The sequence below is a fragment of the Niallia circulans NBRC 13626 genome, assembly GCF_001591585.1.
GTDB lineage: Bacteria > Bacillota > Bacilli > Bacillales > Cytobacillaceae > Niallia > Niallia circulans.
In genome coordinates, this window is the sequence record NZ_BCVE01000005.1 from 153,238 (window position 1) to 175,480 (window position 22,243).

The window sequence follows — 22,243 nt, forward strand, 5'->3', positions numbered from 1 at the left end:
TTGTTAATTAGTAGATTCAGAGACTTCAATTCTTCGTTGTACTTCCTTTGTTAAGGCATCTTCATAGGCCTTTACATCAACTTGAGAATTATAAGCATCCATATAATCACTCCAAGCACTTTCAAACTTATCTGGTGGTGTCATAATAACTTTTGGTAACCACTGCTGCTTTACTTCCGTCATTTTTTCTTTTGAAATTCCTTCTGGTGTGCTGGCAGTCCATCCATTTGTCGCTGAATAAATAGGATACCAAGGTGCGTTTTCCTTCACTGGTGTTAAGAAATCTGTCCATTTTTTATAGCCATAAGCATCAAGAATTTTTCGATCCAAATCAGATAAAGTAGCATAGAATTCATCTGGCTGTTCACCTGGAGATACAGCATTGATTCCGTCTTCCATCATTCCAGTGTATGTCGGGAAATAATTATAATCAGAAAAATTATTCGTTACATAATTCTGGTTTTTTGCGTTTTTACGTTGTTCTTCGGTTCGATAGAATAAACCTTTATCATCTACTTCATAATCAACACCCTTTTCTCCCCAAGTCCTCATAACCATAATCTCTGGATCAAGTAAGTCATTTAGGAACTTCAAGGAGCCCTCAACATCCTTATTACTAATGCTGATGCCAAGGCCATTTGCAACATTTAATGTTGGCGGGCTAAAATATTGCGGTGTAACATTTTTATCTAAGACTAAATCAAGCGGAACATAAGTTAGATGATCTAAACCTTGTGATTTAAGAGAAGTTTCTGCATCTTGGAATTGCCAATATTGATCAACCATTCCTAATACACGCCCTGAAGAAATTTTTGCAATATATTGATCATAAGACATCGTAAAAGTTTCTGGATCAACTATTCCTTTGGCAAATTTCTCACTTAGGATTTTGTAATACTCTTTTGCTTCTGGAATTTGATCATAAACTTTTGCTTCCTTTGTTACAGGATCAATAACCGCAGCTCCGTCATTAGGATATCCCGCTAAAAATTGCGGTGGGTTTTCTAAACAGAAATATCTCCAATCATCAGACAAAATGGAAAATCCAATATTCTTCTGGCCATCCTCTGAAGTAGGATTTTCTTTAAGATAGCTTTCAATTAGATCAAAATATTCATCTAATGTGGTGATTTCAGGATAATCAGCCCATTCCAAAATACGCTTTTGAATCCAAAACGCTTCATCACTATGGTTAACTGCCATATTCTGCCCTTTAACGACACCAAATTGCGGAATAATATAAATATGGCCATCCTCATTCCTAATTTGATTCCATTGAGCATCCGTATACAAGTTTTTTATATTGGGATAATCATCTAAATAATCCTCTAATGGGATTAATGCACCAGCATTGATTAATGCAGCTGTACCATCTGATCCATCAATAAAATCAGGATATTCTCCTCCTGCAATCATTACACCGATTCGCTCGGAAGCCGTTTGTCCTGTTAACCATGTAACATCTGCTTTCGCTCCTATTTTTTCAGCAATTTTATTCATCATTCTATTATCATCCGGTAATTCTTTACCAGGCACAGCCATAAATGCAGTAAAAGTTTTTATTCCATTTCCATCCACATTTGACGATGTTTCCTTATCTGATTCGCAGCCCGAGAGCACTAATAAACCTATTAAAAACAAAGATAAAACGGATAGTATCTTCTTCATCTGTACACCTCCGGATAATTGTTCAACCAATAAAAATAAAGATGTATTTACTCCCTATAAATTAAAGATAGCAAGGTCCTTCTTATCCTCCCCCCTTTTCACTCCAAAAAAGAAAACGCTTTCTTCATCAACCATAACAAATGTAAACAATGTTTTCATCCATACATTCTAAAGAGATTACTCAAAAAAGCCATGATTTATTTAATTTGTCTTATTTTTTTGGATTTTTCATCCAAAAATATAGAGGATTTTAATGATATGGTGAAGGAGGTATGGAAGGTTGTTTTATTGATATACAAATAAATGGGAGATTTTAAAGTACCTACAGTTTGTCGACAAAAAGATATGGAAGAAGTAGAAACCCATTTTCATGCGTTGCTTGGAGCAGAGGGGGGTGAGATAGCGAGGCAGCCTGAGACCCTGCAGGCTGAAGGCAGACCGCGGCTCAGCGCGAACCCCCGGAGCGGAAAACAACACCCTAATTCAAAGACATTAATAATCTATACTTTACTCAAACTTCTATTTCCAAAATACAGGAGTTTATCTACTGTCTGAAGGGACATTGTTTACAGTCCCTATTCCTTTGGAGGAAAAAACAAATATTTCCCCCTAATTCTTCCTATACTGATGACTATATGGATTAAATGGAGTGAAATAAGAAACGGAGTAGTCCAAATTTATCATCTCACTATATTCAAAAACGGTGCCATTCTGCAGAATTCCTCTATTAAAAATCTTCATAGCAGCTGTACCTTTTTTGCAATTAAGCAGCTCGGCATCTTCTTTACTGACATTTATAGCACTATAGGTAGTAATAAAATGAGAGATTTGATAGCCACATTGCTGGACATACTCATGAACGGAGTTTTTTACTGCTTCCTCCTCTAAATCTGGGAAATAGGCACAAGGAAGTCTTGTTGTTTCTATTTGCATTTTTTGAAAATCCACAATACGAACGCGTTTATACTCCCATACTTTTGTTTTTTTACCACTTAAGTCAAATATTTTTTCTAATGCATGATCTGCCTCTATTTTTTTAAAATAGATAATTTTTGATTGGATATCTTTAAACTTTCTTTCTGTGAGTGAATTATATATTAAAGGGCTTTTATATCGTGTTTCCTTTACAAAAATTCCTGAACCCTGAATAACTTTTACACACCCTATATTCACAAGCTTTTTTAGTGCTTCACGAATAGTGTATCTTGATACATCATAATGTTTTGCCAGTTCTCTTTCCGTTGGGATCTTTTCGCCGGCTTTGTATTTATTTTGATAAATCTTACTTAAAATATCTTCTGCTATAAAGTCTCTTTTTTTCATCATTATTACCTCTCAAACAGAATAGGTTTCATCCGCCCCATCATTCTAACATATATTTATTTCTTAAAAATAAAAGAAAGAGACAGATCCCTTTTACTAAGACCTCTCTCTTAACTTCTATTATGGTGTATGAATAGCACCGTTTGGTATTCGTGCTTGTGTCCACTCATGTTTACGATAGATAACAGGGTATTCCTTCACCATTTCCTCATCAAATTCTACGCCAATTCCCACTCTTTCAATTGGGTAAATATAACCTTCATGCACTTTTACCGAATGCGGGAACATTTTCATTGTCGTTTCATCTGGTTCCTGAATCTCTTGAATAGCCGCGCTATGAAGATGAATATTTAAATGCGTATTTACCGCCACCCCAATTGGCGTCATATCAGAAGGCCCATGCCACGCAATGCGTACACCAAAATTTTCACAAAGAGCAGCTAGCTTAAGTGCTGGGGTAATTCCACCAATTTGGGAAACATGACATCGTATATAATCAATTTGTCGATTAACGATTAGATTTCTCCATTCCATTGGATTATTAAAAAGTTCTCCCGTCGCAATAGGTGTCGTACATTGTGCTTTTAGTTGGGAAAGCCATTCATTTTGATCAGGCGGCAAAATATCTTCTAAGAAATAAAGCTTATATGGTTCCAGTTCTTTTGCCAACTGAAGGGCTTGATTTGGAAATAACCGTTCATGAACATCGTGTAAGAAGTGAATAGAATAGCCATATTTTTCACGAAGTGCCTTAAACATGGTAATGACATCTGTCATATAAATATCTGGATCAAAATATTCCCCTTCACTTAGTTCGTTCGTCAAATGCATTTTTTGATTTTTCCCACCATATTTTCCTAACTGGCAACGAATATGACGATATCCCTTTTGGATTAACTCATCTACATTGGCAAAAAGTTCATCAAGTGTTAATCCGTCTGCATGGGTATATGCGGCAATCGCATTTTTAGATTTTCCGCCTAGCAATTGATAAAGAGGCATATTAGCAAGCTTTGCTTTTATATCCCATAAGGCCATGTCGATGCCGGCAATCGCATTATTCATTACCGGTCCATTGCGCCAATAGGAATTGACCATCATCATCTGCCATAAATCTTCAATATGATTGGCATCTTTATTTAATAGTAAAGGTTTAAGATATTCGTCAAGAATGGATTGAACTGCTAAAGGCCGCTGCTGAAAGGTTGCACATCCAAATCCGTAAATCCCTTTATCAGTTTCCACTTTCACGACAACTAAATTATGCCGATGTGGATTGGTTACAAAAGATTTTATATCTGTTATGATTGTCGGTTCCACCAAAATCTCCTTCTCTCTTTGCTTCTTCTTGTCAAATCAAAGCCAATTAATACTTAAATTTAAACATAGGAAAAATGAAGCGTCAATTTGGTTAGGCAAGTCATAATATAGCGTTAATTTACCATACCAATTTTATAAAAAAATCGAATAAACGCCTTATTTTATAAGGATTTCTTCATTTTTTTGGTTTTTTTAAACCGTTTTCAAAAATGAAAGAGCTGTGCTATGATTTCCTTGTCAAATCAAAGTGCAGTTATACGTTTTCCGCATTTATGTAAAAGGAAAGGATGCTATGAAACTATGAGGGAAAAAGACACGATTTCAAAGATCATTGAATACGTTGGCGGTAACAGTAATATTAAAAAAGTTTGGCATTGTATGACTCGTTTACGCTTCGATTTATATGACCAGTCGTTAATAAAAAGAGAGCAAATAAAACAACTGGATGGAGTAATCGGAGAACAATTACAAAGCGATCAATATCAAATCATTATTGGTACGCATGTGCAAAAATTTTATACAGCAATCATCGATGAGTTAGGAATAGATGAGGATAAGTCAGAAGCACAAGAGGGTGACAAGAAAAAAGGAGTTTTTGGCAGATTACTAGATGTTGTTTCAGGTGTTTTCGGACCAATAGTTCCTGCTATTGCCGGAGCTGGAATGATAAAGGGGATATTGGCTGGACTCATTGCTTTAAATATTCTTTCCAAGGAAAGTGAAACTGTCACTATTTTAGATTTAGTTGCAAGCGGTGTCTTTTACTTTCTACCATTCTTTTTAGCAGCATCAGCAGCAAAAATCTTTAAAACCAATCAATACTTAGCTATTGCCATCGCTGGAGGATTGATGTATCCAACCTTATTGGATGCAGCTAAATTAGGAGAAATAAGTCAATTTCAATTTATCGGGTTACCGATTCCAGTTATTAATTATTCTGGTACAGTTATACCTGTTATCCTTTCGGTTTGGGCGTTAAGTCATATTCACAAATGGGTGGATCGTTTCATGCCAAATGTTTTACGCACGGTATTTACACCTACGTTGGCTCTATTTATTGCTATTCCTTTTTCTTTAATTGTCACAGGACCATTGGGTGGTTATGTCGGTAAGGCATTGGCTTATGTTATCGAACTTTTATTTGATATTTCGCCTATAGTAGCTGGTGTTGTAATGGGAGGAGCAAGACCCATTGAAATTGTATTCGGCGTGCATCATGCTATCACGCCAATCGCCCTGCAAAACTTCGCCGATAAAGGCTATGATATGTTAATGCCAATGATGTTTATGACCAATATGGCAATTGCTGGAGCAACCTTTGCTATGTTCTTTAAAGCAAAAAATAAAATGGAGAAATCGATTATCATTTCTGCAACTATATCAGCACTACTCGGCATTACAGAACCTGCTTTATTCGGTGTATTAATTAAAAATAAAAAAGCATTTATTGCATGTACAATCGGAAGTGCCATTGCTGCAACCTTCTTTGCCGCTGCTGGAGTGAGAATATATGGCTATATCCTTTCTAGTATCGTAAGTCTAGTTGCCTATGTTGGTCCTTACTTCCCATATGCGATAGCTGGAATTATTATTGCCATCGGAACCGCTTTCTTGATTGCCTACTTTACGATTAAAAAAGCTGATACTAATGATGTAAATGAGCCTGTTTCTGATACACAGAAGCTTTAAATGCTAGCTACTAAAATAGCTGTCTCTACAAAGAGACAGCTATTAATCATAAGAATGTATAGTACAATTAAAATATGTATCAATTAATGAAAGATTTCTTATCTCTCACAAGCATACCCATCCTTATCCCTATCCATTTTAGACTGATAAGCAGGATGAGAGCTTGGTACCCCATTTGGATAGACAGATCTTAATTCCGTACAATTAGCAAAATTATTATTGCTTGAATTAACAGTAGAAGCAGTTGCATTATTATTTTTTGAACTAGCAGTACTGCCAGAATTCGAAGCTTTCGTTGAAGAATTTGATGGTGTATTCGCCGCAGCCACTTTGTCTTCTAAGTTATTTACTTTTTCTTCAAGCTCCTTCTTTTCACTTTCTAAGTTAGCAATTTTTTCTTCTTGTGATTTTTTATATTCTGCAAATTCCTTTTCTTGATTCTTGCTATCAGAGAGCTTAGCTTTTGTATCACTTAGCTCAGTTGTAAGTTTTTCTTTATCTGATTCTAGTTCTACGACTTTATTTTCAAGCTCTTTTGCTTTTGTTTTTAATTCCTTTACTTTTGACTCTAATTTGCTATTCTTTCCATTTGCCTCTTGTAATTGTCCTTGAGTTCCTGTATCAAGAAAAGAAGCCGAAAGAATCATTAATAAGAAACCACCAATTAAGGAAAAATAAAATATTTTCTTTGAAAGAATTGGATTTCTGCCTCTCACCTTGTTAAGTAAATAGATAACGAAATAAATAAGCGCAAATACCATTAATAATAATCCTATAAGTCCTAAGCCAATCATGCTGTCCTCCAAAAAATTATATTTAGGAGTCTCTTCCTATAACTTGAAAAGTAGTCATTAAGAAGTAAATCCCACCAATTTACTATCGGTAGTTTTTCCTATATTTCTATAAAATTCTTTCGACAAAGTCTGCATATTCCTTTAATTTTACTATCTTAATACAAAAAACTCCGATCTCACAAAACCAATATAACGCAGATTTGATGAGATGGGAGCCTCTTTGATTTGCATCTACTTCTCTTAAACAACTACTCGTTAATCTATAGGCAAAAGTTATAGCGTAATACTATCATTTTTAGATACTTTCATAAATATTAAGAGAGAGAGAACTGTTATTATCGTTAATATTGTAGACAGTGCTGCTGCAATACCATAATTCCCCCGAATTACCTCCGTATAAATTGCTACTGTCATTGTTTTGGTATTCACCGTATATAGCAATATGGACGTAGAAAGCTCTGAAAGCATGGTAATCCAGCTCAATATTGCTCCAGAGATAATGCCAGGCAACATCATTGGAACGGTTATTTTGATAAAAGTATTTAACCGGCTACTGCCTAAACTTTCAGCCGCTTCCTCAATAGAAGGTGGAATTTGCTGTAAGGAGGCTACTGATGATCTTATCGTATACGGCAATCTTCTAATAGATAAAGAAATAACCATAATAAACGCTGTACCAGTAATTGCGATTATTCCACTTCCACCTATTCCCGTATTAAATGATGCTAATAAGGCTATTCCTAAAACAGTGCCAGGAACAATATAAGGAATCATACTTAAACTATCAATCAATGATGTAAATAGGTTACGTTTCCTTACCGCCAAATAAGAAATAAAGATAGCAAAAATAACTACTATTACTAGGGCTAAGAAAGGTATCCTTATCGTGTTAATTATCGCTGATCCCATTCTATCCCATGCTTCTATATAACTATTAAAAGAATATCCCTCTTGAAATACCATCCCTTTTGTATTTAAAAACGAGGTATACATCAGGTAAAATTGTGGCAGCATCGCAATAAATACAATGCCATAAACTACTATATAAACAAAAAGTTTCTTAAATCCTTTCATACTTTTGGGCTGCACAGGGTGAAGCGAACTCATACTAAAAGAGTTTTTATTGGACACATACTTCTGAATTAAAAATATTACTAAGGCAATAACAATTGCAATAATAGCTAAAGAAGCTGCAAATGCTGCATTTCCTCCTACCTCACTAATGAACTGCGTATAAATTAACACCGGGAAAGTTCGATAACCTTCTCCAATTAACATCGGGGTTCCAAAATCAGAAAACGCCCGCATAAAAACTAGTAAAGCTCCTGCTAAAATGGTAGGAATCAACAGTGGTAATAACACTTTGAAAAACCGAGCTATTCCTGTACATCCCATACTCTCAGCTGCTTCTAAAATCGAATTATCAATACTCTTGAAGGCACCCGTAACATATAAGAAAATCAGCGGGAACAACTGCAAAGTAAAAACTAGGGTTATTCCAGAAAATCCGTAAATATCAAATGGAGGAAAATGAAGATATTCCACTAAAAATTTAGTAATGACTCCATTTCTTCCTAATAATAGGATCCATGAGTAGGCACCAATAAAGGGTGCTGACATGGAAGCTATAATAATTAATACTTGCAGCACTTTTTTTCCTTTAAACTGAAACATAGAAAATAAATAAGCTAAAGTTATTCCAATTACTAATGCAAAGAACGTTGCAGAAATAGAAACTTTAAAACTATTGATTAATGTTTCCGAGTAGTAACTTTTAGAGAAAAACTCAACAAAGTATTTTAATGAAAAGGAACCATTTATAAATAACGCTTGTATTAAAATCATTAATACCGGATATATAAGGAAAACGGTATACGTAAGAAGGATAAATAAGGAGGATCCGGTCCAAATATTAAATTTAAACTTGTTTCTCATTATTTACACCCCCAATAAATTACGTGAACCATCATCAGTAAATATATTGATTTTTTGTTTATTTATCGCCAGCCAGACTTCATCCCCAGCCTTCAAATCCTCTTCAAATGTTGACTCTTCACTTACTTGAATATTTTCTCCTGTATCCAGATGAATGAAATATTCCGTATTCATTCCTAGGTAGACACTATCAGTTATTACGCCACGAATAGTATCAGGATTTTGCTTTGTTCTTACATATTCCTCTGGTCTAATACTCACTCTAACTCTTTGACTATGTTCGCTGGCTAGTTCATCAAAGGGAAGATTAAAACCATTTTCGAACTCTATTGTGGCACTATCTCCAGTGGAAACTAGTTTCGCTTCTTGTATATTAGTTCTCCCAATAAAGGTAGCAACAAATTCATTAGCAGGGCGGTGATATAATTCTTTCGGACTTCCAATTTGCTGAATTACTCCATTATTCATAACAGCAATCTGATCTGAAATTGCCATGGCTTCTTCTTGATCATGGGTAACATATACGGTTGTTATTCCCACTTCTCTTTGGATATCCCTAATAGCTTGGCGCATATCAAGTCTTAATTTAGCATCTAAGTTACTTAGCGGTTCATCCATCAGTAGTACATCAGGATTTATTGCTAATGCACGTGCTAGCGCAACACGCTGCTGTTGTCCACCACTTAATTTTTCTGGTTTCCGCTCACTATATTGCTCAATTTGCATTAATTTCAAATATTGAGTCGTCCTCTGTTGGATTTCCTCTTTCGTAAGTTTTCTTTGTTTTAAACCAAATTCTACATTTTCTCTTACCGTTAAATGAGGAAAGATTGCGTAGTTTTGAAATACCATTCCGATATTTCTTTTACTTGGTTCTTTATCATTTATTCTGTTCTCATTAAAATAGAAGTTTCCTCCTTCTATTGAATTAAAACCAGCTATCATTCTCAGTAAGGTTGTTTTCCCACATCCAGATGGACCTAATAGGGTAAATAAAGATCCATCTTTTATGTTCAGGGTTAGATCTGGAATTACCGCTACTCCTCCATATTCCTTTTTGGCATGCTCTATATTAATAAAACTCATTCTCTTTCACCTCCTGGCCTCTCATTATTTAGATTGAATATCAACAAATATTTCATTATAATGTTGGACAATTTCATCCTTATGCTTAATAACATATTCATAGTCTTCTGTTAATGTCTTAATATCTGCAAGCGGCTTCATATTTTCTCCGATTTCTACATCATCTCTAACTGGTCTATTAGTTGTTGATTTTGCTAGTACCTCTTGAACATCTTTAGAAATAATGAAATCAAGGAATTTTTTCGCATTATCCATATTTTTGGCATTTTTTACAACCGCTGAGTTTGCAGGTAAGAAAACCGTACCTTCTTCTGGATAAATAATTTCAACATTCGCTCCATCATTCAATAACTTCACTGTCGGATCTTCATAAGATAACCCAACTGCCATCTCTCCATCTGCCACTGTTTTATATACATTACTAGAACTAGAGTTGATTTTTCCATCTATATTTGTAAAGAGATCTTCTACATAATTCCAGGCATCATCTGAATCATATCCGCCCTTTGCAAGTAAAATATTCGTTAATTGAGAAAATGCACTTGATGAATTAACTGGATCAGCTGTAGAGATTTTTCCTTTTAACTCGGGATTCAATAAATCAGCATATCCTTTAATATCCATTCCTTTTGTCAGATCTTTATTTACAACAAGTACACTTCCATCTAAAGTAAATGGAGTAGAATATCCATTAGTATTACGATATTCCTCTATTACGTTTTCGTTTTCAGCAGAAACATATTCTTCGAATAATTCTCCATGAAGAGCATAAGTAGTATAGGTTCCTCCAAACATTACATCCGCCACTGGAGAGTCTTTTTCGCTTTCCAACTTTTTGAATAACTCTCCTGTACCAGCTTGAATTAACTCAACCTTGATTCCATATTTTTCTTCAAATGCAGGGATTGTCGCATTAATTAACCCTTCTGAATTTGGTGTGTAAATAACTAATTTATCCGATGCTCCTTCTCCCGCTTTCTCTTCAGATGAACAAGCAGTTAGTGCTAATACACCCACAACTACTAAAATGAACATTTTCCAATATCTTTTCATTTATTATCCTCTCCTTATCATTGATATGTTTAGGATAATATATAAGCAAACGCTTTCAAATGGTACTATTCTATAAATTCAGAGAAAATTCTACACTACTTTCTCTCCAAAAATTCAGTACAAGTATATCCTGTGTATTTCTTAAACACTTGATTAAAATACTTATAATCAGTGAAACCAACTTTTTCAGCTATTTGATAAATTTTATACTCTCCGCGTTGAACCTCTTCAATTGATTTTTTTATTCGATATTGATTCAGGTATTCATTAAAAGTTTGTTTGGTTTCCTCTTTAAATTTCTTATAAAGAAGAGATGAGCTATATCCCAGTTCATTTGACACTGCATTAAAAGTAAACTTTTTTGCGTAATTTTTCTCAATATATTGAATCATCTGCTTAACTAAATGATCATAATGACCCTCAAAAGATGAATGTGCTAACCCCTTAATCATATCGTCTATTTTCTGCTTTTCCTTTTGTTCCAGTTTCAATATATCTACCATTGACCCTGCTTTTCTGATAGCTTCTTTTAATTCTGATTCATTTATCGGTTTTACAATAAATTCAACTGCGTCATAAGAAATTGCCTTTTTTGCATTAGGAAAATCATTATATCCCGAGACAATAATTTTTGAAAAAATAAGATATTTTGTTTCTTCAAGCATTTGAAAGGCATTTTTTCTTGGCATATTAATATCTGTAATGACAATATCAGGCTTTAGTTCATTTATAAGTTCAATTCCTTCTTCCCCATCACTTGCTTCTCCAATTACTACGCAATTAACTGATTCATAATCAAAACCATAACGCAGCCATTTTCTTATTAACTTTTCATCTTCAATAATGAGAACTCTGTACACTTTTCTCTCACTCCCTGATTTTCATAATTACAGTCGTATGTTCCCCAGGACTTTTTACTTTGAAGTAAGAATTTGGGTACATTAATAATAATCTTCTCTTTGCATTATATAGGCCATGATGGTTCCCACTTTTCTTAAATACATTTGAATTTACTTTAACTAACGTACTATCATCTATACCTCCTCCATTATCGCTTATTTGTATCGTCAAACTTTCCCCAGTTCTGAGGATATTAATTGATAAATGTAAATCGCTTCTATCTCTAAATCCATATTTGATACTATTTTCTACTATTGGCAAAATTAACAATTTCGGAATGAGGAATTCCTCTGTTTGTTCCTCTATCGTTATGTCAAACGTAAATCGCTCAAACCGTTCTTTGCAAATTTCCAAATAGTTTTTAATATAAAGCATATCGGTTTTAATGGCTGCTACTTCATTCATTTTGGAAATGCTATATCTCAAAATGGTATTTAGATTTAAGATTAATTTGTTAGCTAATTCTGTATCATAATAAGTTGCTACTCGTATCGTTTCCAATGTATTATACAGAAAGTGAGGATTAAATTGCGCCTCTAGCATTTTGCGTTCTGAGATGACATTTTCCTTTAGTAAAGAAATGTTATTTTGATTTAATTCCTCTAATTCATCGAGCATTTGATTTATATTTTCACTCAAAAATTGGAATTCATCTTTTGACTCTATCTTAAAGCGATAGTTTTTATTATTTGTTACTTTTTTCATTTCATTGGATATAAATTCCACATATCTAGAATTATTGTAAGCAATCTTTTTAGAGGAATAACGAGAAAAAAGTAATAAAAAGAAAACCAAAATCATGACGATGCTAAACGAAAAGCGCCATAATATGTTTAGTGATTCTAATTTTTTATAAACAATTAAATTCATATTTGATTCCAGCAGTCTATGTTTGGAGTAATAGTTCCCTTCTTCACTTTGGAAATTTCCATCCCTTACTTCTGAACTTACTTTTTCTAAAGATCCTTTTAAAAATTCGAATGAGCTACTGGAGAAAACATTATGATAATTATCATACAGTAGATATTGGGTTCCATTTCCTGAAGAGTTTTGCAGAAAATCATTTCCATTCATTAAAAAGGCAGCATATCCAATCGTATAGGAATCCTCCTTTATCTTTTTTAAAGATAATAAGGTATGCTCTCTTTGAGGAGTCATAAATATCCGACGTATAACTTTTTCCTCTAATGGATTATTATCCACTACCGTATTTAAGAAATAGATCAACCTAATATCTTCTTTCTTCTCACTATCAAATAATAAATTTTTATTTTTATCCAATAATAATAACCGAATTCTGACATTCCTTTCCTTTCTGCTTAGAAGGTGATAATACTCTTCATATAAATCTCTATCAGTTAATTTTCCATCTACATATCTTGCAAATATGGTTTCGCTGTACATTTCTAAATTTTCATCAAGGTAACTAGTTATACTTTTATACTGTTTAGTAATCCTTTCCCTTTCTTCTGTTATTTCTTGGTTGATTGAATAGTAATAGTAGCCAAATAGTCCTCCAAAAATCACCAAGGAAGCCAGCGAGATAGTAATAAGCGAACTTACCATAATTTCCTTTCGTAATCTATCTTTAAATTTAAACGTTTTCAAAAAATGATTCACCCACCTTTCTCTACTAACTCCTTATTGTTACGACTACTTTACCAAGATAATTAAAAATTGGAAAGGTAATTTGAAAAACGATACTCACAAACTATTAAATACCAAAAACAGCAGAAGAGACAATTCAAGATAAATAGGATTGTTCTATGCGAATTATATGACTTTCAGGATCATATTGTAAGTCGCATATTAATGAATTCTTCACCATATAAGATAAAAAGAAGCATAGATTTCTTTTCACTTTTTTTGCTTAGTCATTTATGTAAATAAAAACAGAAGATATCAATAGGAATCATTGATACCTTCTGTTATAAATACTCTACTATTTATTGCGCCTTGCGCACTTTTGCAAATAATATTGTTAAAAGGAATGGGACGATTATTACAATGGCCATTCCAATAAAGAATGCTCCCCAATTATTAGGGAAAATGGACAGGAATCCTGGCAAGCCGCCTACTCCTATTGAAGGTGCTTTTACTGCTTGGATAGAAATAAAAGCACCAGCTATAGCAGATCCAATAATGGCCGAAATAAAGGCAAAGCGGAAGCGCAGATTAACACCAAACAACGCTGGCTCCGTAACACCAAGATACGCGGAGATAGCTGAAGTTACTGACAAACTCTTTAATTTTTCATCTTTTAATATAAACAACATGGCAAGTGCTGCTGACCCTTGAGCAATATTGGATAAAGCAACCATCGGCCATAGAAATGTTCCTCCAGTGCTTCCGATCAACTGCAAATCTACTGCTAAGAAGGTATGATGCATACCAGTAATAACAAGCGGTGCATATAATCCGCCGTATATTAATCCACCTAAAATTGGCGCAAAATCAAAGATTGCTACAACTCCATCTGTAATCATGTTTCCGATAAAAAATGTGATTGGACCTATTGCAATAAATGATACAAAACCAGTTACAAGTAAAGCAATAGGTGCTACGAATAACATTTGAAAGGAATCTGGGATTCTGTTTCTTAAGAAAATTTCTAACTTAGCTAAAACATAGGAAGCAAGCAGGACTGGTAAAACTTGACCTTGATAGCCAACCTTTTCTACTTCTAAGCCAAAAATGTTCCATGTCGGTATTTCTTCTGCCTTTCCATATCCCCATGCATTCAATAAATCAGGATGAACGAGCATTAATCCAAGCACAATCCCTAATAAAGGACTGCCGCCAAATCTAGTCATTGCAGACCAGCCGATTAAACCAGGTAAAAAAGTAAACGCTGTATTAGCTATTAAATTGATAATACTAGCAAAGTCTGCCCATTGTGGAAACGCTTGAACCACCGATTGCTCAAAAAAGATACCTTCACCTGTTAAGACATTATTGATTCCCATTAGTAAACCAGCTGTTACAATCGCAGGCAAAATCGGAATAAATATATCAGCTAACATTTTTACAGCACGCTGTAATGGATTTAAATTTTGTTCTGAGGCTTTTTTGACATCATCCTTCGACCCTTCGGATGCACCCGTTTGATTGATTAACTCTTTATAAACCTTCTCCACCGTACCTGGACCAATTACTACTTGAAATTGACCATTTGTCGAAAAAGACCCTTTCACTAAATCTAATGATTCAAGCTTCTCTTTATCTACTTTTGCTTCATCTGCTAATGCAAATCGTAATCTGGTCACACAGTGCGTTGCAGCATAAATATTCTCTTTGCCGCCAATCGCTTCAATTATATTACTAACCTGCTGTTTATCTATGCTCATTTCTTACGTCCTCCTATTCTATGATGAAAGTAAATTCTATTCCAATACTAATAAAAACGTTTGCAAATCTTGTCGAATCTTGTATATACATGTCATAAAACTAATGATATAGATGTATATACAAGTTGTCAATAAAAAGGATAATACGTTTACAATAGTATTTTTTTCCATTAGATTAGAGAAATAAATCCTATTAGTAGTCCTAACACAAGCAGAAGATTAAGTAAGTAGAATAGTATTTTATTTGTTGATGATATTAAAACCTGCCAACCTTCCATAGCTGAATGGAGAAGATATTAATTCTTTTCTGTAGTATTTCAGGTATGTTTCAATAGTTTGAGTTTGGAAAGCAAATACTTACAATGGACCATTAGTCATCAGCTGTTTATGTCAAAGGAGTAGTAAAATATAGGAGAAATTACTGGAAAAAGGCTTCCCATTATGGCAAAGATGAGAGGATTCTAGCCTAAATGGGGTTTTATCAGTCAAATCTGTTGGGTTTTCAGGCAAATTTCTGTTTTATCAGCCAAAGTTAGGGACTTTTCAGCCAAACTTCATTTTTATCAGCCAAAGTTAGGGGCTTTTCAGCCAAACTTCGATCTTATCAGCCAAAGCTAGGGGCTTTTCAGCCAATCTTCATTTTTATCAGCCAAAACTGGGGGCTTTTCAGCCAAACTTCTGTTTTATCAGCCAATCTCACTGGCTTTTCAGCTAAAGTCGAATTTTTTCAGCCAACATCAGTTTTCCTTAAAGCTTACATAATTAACATAAACACTTAATAAGGCTGATTCCTTCCTTCTTTTACCCTTTTCGGCATTACATTATTCTTAAAAATAAAAGCAAAAAGACTGTTCTATCATGTAGAAACAGTCCTTCGCTTTCCATAATGGGAGATTCCTTATCCACGTAGTCCCTATTAATGTATAATCTCGCTTGCTTTTGCCTTTTCTGTCATTTTTCTTGTTCCATTTGCTAATGGCTTTTTTAAAAATAGAGCAATAATCAAAGCAATTACACTAAAGACTATAAGCATACTGATTGAAAATAGTACTTTTTCCTTTACCATCCCACCTACGGTTTCTCTTAACAGGTTGATCGCATGTGTAAATGGTAGGTAAGGATTAATTTTTTGGAAAAAAGGTGGTGCAACCTGAATAGGAAAAGTCCCTCCAGAACCAGATAGCTGCAATACAAGAAAAATAATCGCTAATCCCTTACCTAAGTTGCCAAAAACAGAAACTAATGTGTAAACAATTGTCATAAATACTAAGCTGATAAACATGCTGAACAATACGAATGCAACTGGTTCAGCTACATATGCCTTTAAGATAAACATATCTCCTAGTGTCACAATCAAGCTTTGACATAATCCAATTGTGACAAAGGTGAGCCATCTGCCAAAGTATACTTGGTTCGGTGTGTAAATCCCCTCAGGATCTCGAACATCCACGCGTAATAAAGAAATGAGCAGCAAGGCACCAACCCATAAACTCAAGGTTGTATAAAAAGGCGAATTCGCTGATCCATAATTAGGAATAGGAAATAAAGAATTTTCATTTAATACAATCGGATCTGATATAAAGTCACTTTCTTGTTGTATATCATTTTTCAACAAGGAAATAATTTCCCCTAAATCATATTCATCTTCAAATTTCCGAATAGAATCTGCCGTTTTAGTCAACGTCGCTTCTAAATTTGGCAATTCATTTTGTACCATATCTGCCGCTTTATGAACAGCATCTTCCACTCTAGGTAAATCCGTCTTAATAAATGCAGCTACTTTAGAAATATCTTGTTCAGCCGCGGGAAGATCATTACGAACAAAGTTTGCTGCTTCATGAAACTTCTCTTTCAGACTCGGAAAAGATTTTTGATAAAATTCTGCGGCATCATTAATGCCTGCTAAAACTTTGTCCATATTTTTCTTGATAAGGTTTGTTGCTTCATGAATCTTCTTTTCTATTGTAGGTAAGTCAGAATGAAGCTTTGTTAATTCTTCTTGCGCAAAGGCAAGTGACTCATCCGTATTTTTTAATATCTCTTCTAGCTTTGGTATATTCGCCTGTGCACTTTCCAAATCATTCATTGCATTTTGAGCCGAATCCTTTATCCCCTCTATAGCACGATGTATAGCTGGCTCTGTTTGCTTGTCATAACGATTCATTAGAGTAGTACTAAGCTCAATTGCCTCTTGCGACAACGCCAATAAACTGGATGCTTTCTCCTTATCCTCTGCTTGAATCGTATGTAGCAGCTTTTTTTCTTGCTGAAAATTGGTTTGTAATGCCTGTAAGTCTTTAATTTCAGACAAAAGAGCATCATCTCCATTTGGAGTTACACTATTTAGAGTAGTAAATAATGCAACGGAACGTGTTAAACTATCGATACTAGTTTGCACTTGTGCTTGCAAAGCTACTGCATTTGTTTTTGCTTCCTCTTCAGTAAGATTACCATTTTGAACTAATGCAGCAAATTGGTGAACAGCATCAGCCGTTTTCTGATGGAGAAGAAGATTTTGTTTATATACTGGCCCTACTGCATCGAGCGCTTGCCCATTTGCATCGATAAACGCCGGCAGTGTATCTGCTAATTGCTTCCCGTTATTTATCCCTTGTTCGATTTTCTCTAATGAACCACTTGCTGTTTCCAAAAATGACTGCATGTCTTCTACATTCGATAATGCTTTTGTTACCATTTCACTAATGTCAGAAAAATGAGCATCTAGCTCCATCACGCCATCCGCTAACTTTTGAATTTCTGGCGCCTTTTCCTGTAAGACTAGAATGCCTTCACCAACCTTATCTAGTTCCGGAAGCTTTTCTTCTAATAACAGGATATTTTTACTCGCTTCATTAATATCTGGAAAAGCTGCTTCTAATGTTAAAATTTTTTGTGCTTGCTTATTGATTTCAGGCAACTTACCTTCCAGTGTTACTACTTTTTCTCCTAATTCATTTATTTTCGGAACTTCTTTTTCTAATGCGAAAATTTTCTCTTCTATATTTCTAATCGTCGGCAATTCTTCTTCCAGCTTAATTCCAGCATCATTAAATACACTCAATACGGATTCACTTACCGTATGAATAAAGTTTTCCTTTACTTGCTGCACAATCGTCGAGGCACCAGTAGAAGTCATCTTTGGTGCGATTGCATTTAACTTTTCATTTACACTATAATCAATCTCTGGTTTTACTTGTTTGTCCTCTAAAATAGTTGCAATCTTAGCGGAAAAATCATGAGGGATGTACAGGCTTGCATAATACTCTCCTTTCGTAACACCCTCCTTCGCTTTTTCTTTACTTACAAATTCCCAGCCAAGCTTATCATTTTTCTTTAAGCTTGAAACAATTTCATCGCCAATATTGACGGAGGAATCGCGAATAACTGCTCCTTCGTCTTCACTTGTTACTGCAATTTTTATCCCACTCGTATTCGAATATGGATCCCATGAAGCCGCCAAATTAAACCAAGCATATAGAGATGGCAGCACCATTAAAGCCACAATTAGAAGTGCCGCAACAGGCGCCTTAAAAATACGAATCCAATCATTTCGGTAAATAGTAAAAACATTCTTCAAAAAAATCACCCTTCGTTAGTTTATGAAGATGAATAGAAAAGCATTCAGAGGAGCGATTCTTATAAAGTCTCAAACAAAAGCTTCCTCCTGAAATCCTTATCATCTTAATAACGGCAGTCATCTAGAATCCATCCTCTTTTTTCTTAGTATATATTGGAAAAAACCTAATATTTCTCTATGATACCATTTCAAGTGATTCAACTAAACATAAATGAAGAAAGGAATTCACACAAAGCGCAAGTAATCAAAACACAACAACCTGCTAAGAAAAAACACCGGAGTATCATCAGAACTTTCATTTCTATTCCACCATTTCCGTTTCTTTTTCATGCTCACCCCAAGTTATACAGAGCAATAAAACTTTGTGTTAAGACCAGTCAGTATGCTTGCTCATACTCTTTTAGAGAGTTACTTATCCCATGAAACTTTTCCCCATCATCTCCGTAAACATAGTTAAAAGGAGTGAATGGGAATGTTGGAAGTCAAAGTAACAAAGAACAATAACAAGTTACAAATAAAATGGCAGCTAAGTACCATTGAAATACTCTTATCAGATATAACAGCAGTAACAAATGATGAAACATATGCCGGGAAAGAAATAAGCGGAATACGAATTGGTCTCCCTTATGGAAACACTGACAGGATCATCATACATACCAAAACAGATAATTATATTATTTTTACAAGTATCGGAAATTTGAAGGATAAGATTTTGGATTTTATGAAGGGAAGTTAAATTTCTTTACCACCACAATATTGGCTGATTTGTGGTGTTTATTCCTATTTGAACACGCTATCATTTAATGATATAGTTTATTTTATTAATAAGACTATACAATAAATATTAAGGATTGAATCTAACTATGCTTTTGATTAACGAACTTCCTATTGAGGTAACCAAGATTTATCCGTCAAGCAGCTTTAAGGGACTGGAAATTTTATTCCGCATAGAAAATCATGATTATCACTTTCTAATTGGAAATTCTACTGAACCTTTTCCCTTGAATGTAAAACACATATTCAAAGAAAAGGATGTCTGCCCGTTTTGCCAAAAGAATATTTATGCCGCTCCATTAGGCCAGCAGATTTGTTTAGAGTTTCAGAAAAATTTACCCGTTCTTTTAAAGTATTTTCAAAAAAAGTATCCAGATATTTTTTAGAGTACTGAATTGTTTTGGTTTTCTCTCTACTTTTAATTTCCATTAAATGAAGTGCTTTCGACTATTCCTTTGCAATATAAAAAATCAAATATCTAATTCTCATATATACTATATAATAGCAAGTATTTTTCTTTCTTATTTAAAAGGTGGTGAGCCAGTTAAAATGTATGAATTAACACCCAAACAGGCACAAAAAATTGTAAATAAAATGATGAAGGATATTCCATATAATATTAATATTATGGATAAAACAGGCATTATCATTGGCAGTGGCAATAAAGAAAGAATCGGCACGCTCCATCATGGTGCAGTTGCTGCCATCAAACAAAAAAGAATAGTTCCTATTGAAAAGGATGAAGAATTTGTCAAGAAAGGAATTAATCTGCCTATTGAATGGAATAAGTCTATATTAGGAGTAGTTGGTATTAGCGGGGAGATAAAGGAAACCAGCCCTTTTGGAAAACTAGTGAAGTCAACCGTTCTGCTATTAATTGAACAGAGCATTGCTTCGGAAAAAGAAAATAGGAGAAAGAATGTAAAACAGGAATTTTTCAACTTATTAATAGACTCAAATACTATTTATACAAAGGATTTAATAGACCAGGCATCCTCCTATAATGTTCAGCTAAATAAACCAAGTCAACTAGTCTATATCGAATTTCAGAAAAACGTTGATGAGACTATAGTCAAAGATTTTCCTTTCTTTCAGCCCTATCAAACTACACTATGTGTGGTTGTGCAAGAGCCAAACAACATGGAAGAGCTGCTAGAGAATCTAGCTAAATATCAAGATATCTTTATTTCCGTTAGCAAAATAAATGATAAAATCGCGGATGGTTTTCTTCAGACAAAATTGGCATTAAAAGTACTAAAAGGGTTGTTTCTTCATCAGAAAATCATATTTTATGCTGATTGTGAGTTTATTGCCGATTTATCTTATTCTTTGCAAAAAATAAAAAAAACAGCCCTTCAGTCAGACTTGCTGGAAACAAATGATGAACTTATCAAGACACTCCAGGCTTACCTTAACTGCAATATGAATATGAATGAAACAGCCAGCCAGCTGATTGTACATAGAAATACATTAAATTATCGATTGAATCGTATTCATAAAATTACAGGGAAAGATCCTAAAAATATATTGGATCTTGTAGAACTAATCTTTATGTTAATTAATCGTATCAAGTGAAGAAGCTGCTCCTAAGTCAAAGGAACAGCTTCAGCTATATACTCGTATGAAATCAAGCAATGCTATTTTAATAGTCTTGCAATACTCTCTGCCGTTCTTGCAAGATTTTCTTTTCCTTGAGCCAGCAAAGTGTCAATCGAAGCTGCTCCAGGGACAATCCCAAAAATGGCATCAAAACCTTCTTCGTACAAAACTTCCACATCCTGACCAATACACCCTGCCAGTGCGATTACTTTAATGTCACGGTTCACACTTTTAGCTGCTTGTGAAACTCCATATGGGGCTTTGCCAAACTTTGTTTGAAAATCAATGCCGCCTTCTCCTGTAAAACAATAATCTACTGCTTTTAACTTTTCCTTTAAATTGGTATATTCGATTACGATATCTATTCCTTTCTTCATCGTTGAATGAGTGAAAGCAAGTAAACCTGCCCCTAGGCCACCTGCAGCACCTGCACCAGCTGTATCTACTATATCGATTCCAAGATACTCTTTCACCTTGTTAGCGTAGTGACGTAGGTTTCTATCTAAAATTTGGATCATCTCTGGAGTAGCACCCTTTTGGGGACCAAAGACAACCGATGCTCCATTTTCTCCACACAATGGGTTTGTGACATCCGATGCAACCAATATATGCACATTTTTCAACTGTGGGATAACATGAGAACAATCAATTGTATTAAGTTCATTTAAATAACCGCCGCCAAACAACAATTCATTTCCATCTTTATCTAAAAATTTATAGCCAAGCGCAGCGGCCATACCCGTTCCGCCATCATTTGTTGCGCTCCCGCCAATTCCCAATATAATATCTGTAATGCCTCGCTCTATACATTCCCTTATTAATTCCCCTGTTCCAAAAGTTGTGGTAATAAGGGGATTTTTTGTTTCTTTGTTAACATGATGGATTCCGCTTGCAGATGCCATTTCAATGACAGCAGTCTTACCGTCTCCTAAAATACCATACTGTGCTAAAACTGGTGTATGAAGGGGTCCTGTAACTTCCTTTGTAACTAGTGTACCGCCTGTAGCGTCTACTAGTGATTGAACCGTCCCCTCTCCGCCATCTGCCATTGGAACATGGATACATTCTGCATCAGGGATTGCTCTTTTTATCCCTGCTTCCATAGCAACACATACTTCTTTTGCTGTCATACTTTCTTTAAATGAATCAGGAGCTAATAAAAATGTTTTCCCCATTGC

14 protein-coding genes and 1 pseudogene are annotated in these 22,243 nt (G+C 34.6%); 3 read left to right on the forward strand and 12 right to left on the reverse strand.

Going from position 1 to position 22,243, the window contains the following annotated elements:
* Window positions 1–3 precede the first annotated feature (3 nt).
* From BCI01S_RS08330 to BCI01S_RS08345, 3 genes are all read right to left on the reverse strand, one after another.
* Window positions 4–1,668, reverse strand: a complete 1,665-nt coding sequence (locus tag BCI01S_RS08330) for a type 2 periplasmic-binding domain-containing protein (RefSeq protein ID WP_047943821.1) — start codon at window positions 1,666–1,668, stop codon at window positions 4–6.
* A 609-nt stretch (window positions 1,669–2,277) separates the two neighbouring features.
* Window positions 2,278–2,994, reverse strand: a complete 717-nt coding sequence (locus tag BCI01S_RS08340; RefSeq protein WP_235844466.1) for a GntR family transcriptional regulator — start codon at window positions 2,992–2,994, stop codon at window positions 2,278–2,280.
* A gap of 117 nt (window positions 2,995–3,111) precedes the next feature.
* Entirely contained in the window at window positions 3,112–4,311 is a 1,200-nt protein-coding gene (locus BCI01S_RS08345) for an enolase C-terminal domain-like protein (protein ID WP_047943818.1), read from the reverse strand.
* Between the two features lie 300 nt (window positions 4,312–4,611).
* On the opposite strand from BCI01S_RS08345, the gene BCI01S_RS08350 reads away from it, so the two are divergent.
* A complete protein-coding gene (locus tag BCI01S_RS08350) occupies window positions 4,612–6,000 on the forward strand; it encodes a PTS transporter subunit EIIC (RefSeq protein WP_061798088.1) in 1,389 nt (462 codons plus the stop codon).
* Between the two features lie 98 nt (window positions 6,001–6,098).
* On the opposite strand, the pseudogene BCI01S_RS25215 reads toward BCI01S_RS08350, so the two are convergent.
* The 8 genes and pseudogenes from BCI01S_RS25215 to BCI01S_RS08390 all read right to left on the reverse strand — a co-directional run.
* Window positions 6,099–6,212: pseudogene (locus BCI01S_RS25215) on the reverse strand (excalibur calcium-binding domain-containing protein); the annotation flags it as partial.
* 855 nt (window positions 6,213–7,067) lie between these two features.
* Window positions 7,068–8,729: an ABC transporter permease gene (locus BCI01S_RS08360; protein ID WP_047944411.1), complete on the reverse strand. Its 1,662-nt coding sequence runs from the start codon at window positions 8,727–8,729 to the stop codon at window positions 7,068–7,070.
* 3 nt (window positions 8,730–8,732) lie between these two features.
* On the reverse strand, window positions 8,733–9,815 hold the full coding sequence (locus tag BCI01S_RS08365) for an ABC transporter ATP-binding protein (RefSeq protein ID WP_047944412.1): 1,083 nt from the start codon (window positions 9,813–9,815) through the stop codon (window positions 8,733–8,735).
* A 24-nt stretch (window positions 9,816–9,839) separates the two neighbouring features.
* Window positions 9,840–10,868 carry an ABC transporter substrate-binding protein gene (locus BCI01S_RS08370; RefSeq protein ID WP_047944413.1) on the reverse strand — a complete coding sequence of 343 codons (1,029 nt, stop codon included), beginning with the start codon at window positions 10,866–10,868 and terminating at the stop codon, window positions 9,840–9,842.
* 95 nt (window positions 10,869–10,963) lie between these two features.
* Window positions 10,964–11,728, reverse strand: coding sequence for a response regulator transcription factor (locus tag BCI01S_RS08375; protein ID WP_047944414.1), 765 nt, complete (start codon window positions 11,726–11,728; stop codon window positions 10,964–10,966).
* Window positions 11,729–11,735: 7 nt separating this feature from the next.
* Entirely contained in the window at window positions 11,736–13,376 is a 1,641-nt protein-coding gene (locus BCI01S_RS08380; RefSeq protein ID WP_047944415.1) for a sensor histidine kinase, read from the reverse strand.
* Window positions 13,377–13,714: 338 nt separating this feature from the next.
* Window positions 13,715–15,115, reverse strand: a complete 1,401-nt coding sequence (gene treP, locus BCI01S_RS08385; RefSeq protein WP_047944416.1) for a PTS system trehalose-specific EIIBC component — start codon at window positions 15,113–15,115, stop codon at window positions 13,715–13,717.
* A 916-nt stretch (window positions 15,116–16,031) separates the two neighbouring features.
* The gene (locus BCI01S_RS08390; protein ID WP_047944417.1) at window positions 16,032–18,692 is read right to left on the reverse strand and encodes a YhgE/Pip domain-containing protein; all 2,661 of its coding nucleotides are present in this window, start codon (window positions 18,690–18,692) and stop codon (window positions 16,032–16,034) included.
* 472 nt (window positions 18,693–19,164) lie between these two features.
* Between BCI01S_RS08390 and BCI01S_RS08395 the strand changes: the two genes are divergently transcribed.
* Both BCI01S_RS08395 and BCI01S_RS08405 read left to right on the forward strand, forming a co-directional pair.
* Window positions 19,165–19,428, forward strand: coding sequence for a SunI/YnzG family protein (locus tag BCI01S_RS08395; RefSeq protein ID WP_047944418.1), 264 nt, complete (start codon window positions 19,165–19,167; stop codon window positions 19,426–19,428).
* A 587-nt stretch (window positions 19,429–20,015) separates the two neighbouring features.
* Window positions 20,016–21,041 (forward strand): CdaR family transcriptional regulator, encoded by a 1,026-nt coding sequence (locus BCI01S_RS08405; RefSeq protein ID WP_047944420.1) that lies wholly within the window; start codon window positions 20,016–20,018, stop codon window positions 21,039–21,041.
* A 62-nt stretch (window positions 21,042–21,103) separates the two neighbouring features.
* Here the strand turns inward: BCI01S_RS08405 and BCI01S_RS08410 are convergent, their stop codons facing one another.
* Window positions 21,104–22,240 (reverse strand): glycerate kinase family protein, encoded by a 1,137-nt coding sequence (locus tag BCI01S_RS08410; RefSeq protein ID WP_047944421.1) that lies wholly within the window; start codon window positions 22,238–22,240, stop codon window positions 21,104–21,106.
* Window positions 22,241–22,243: the final 3 nt, after the last annotated feature.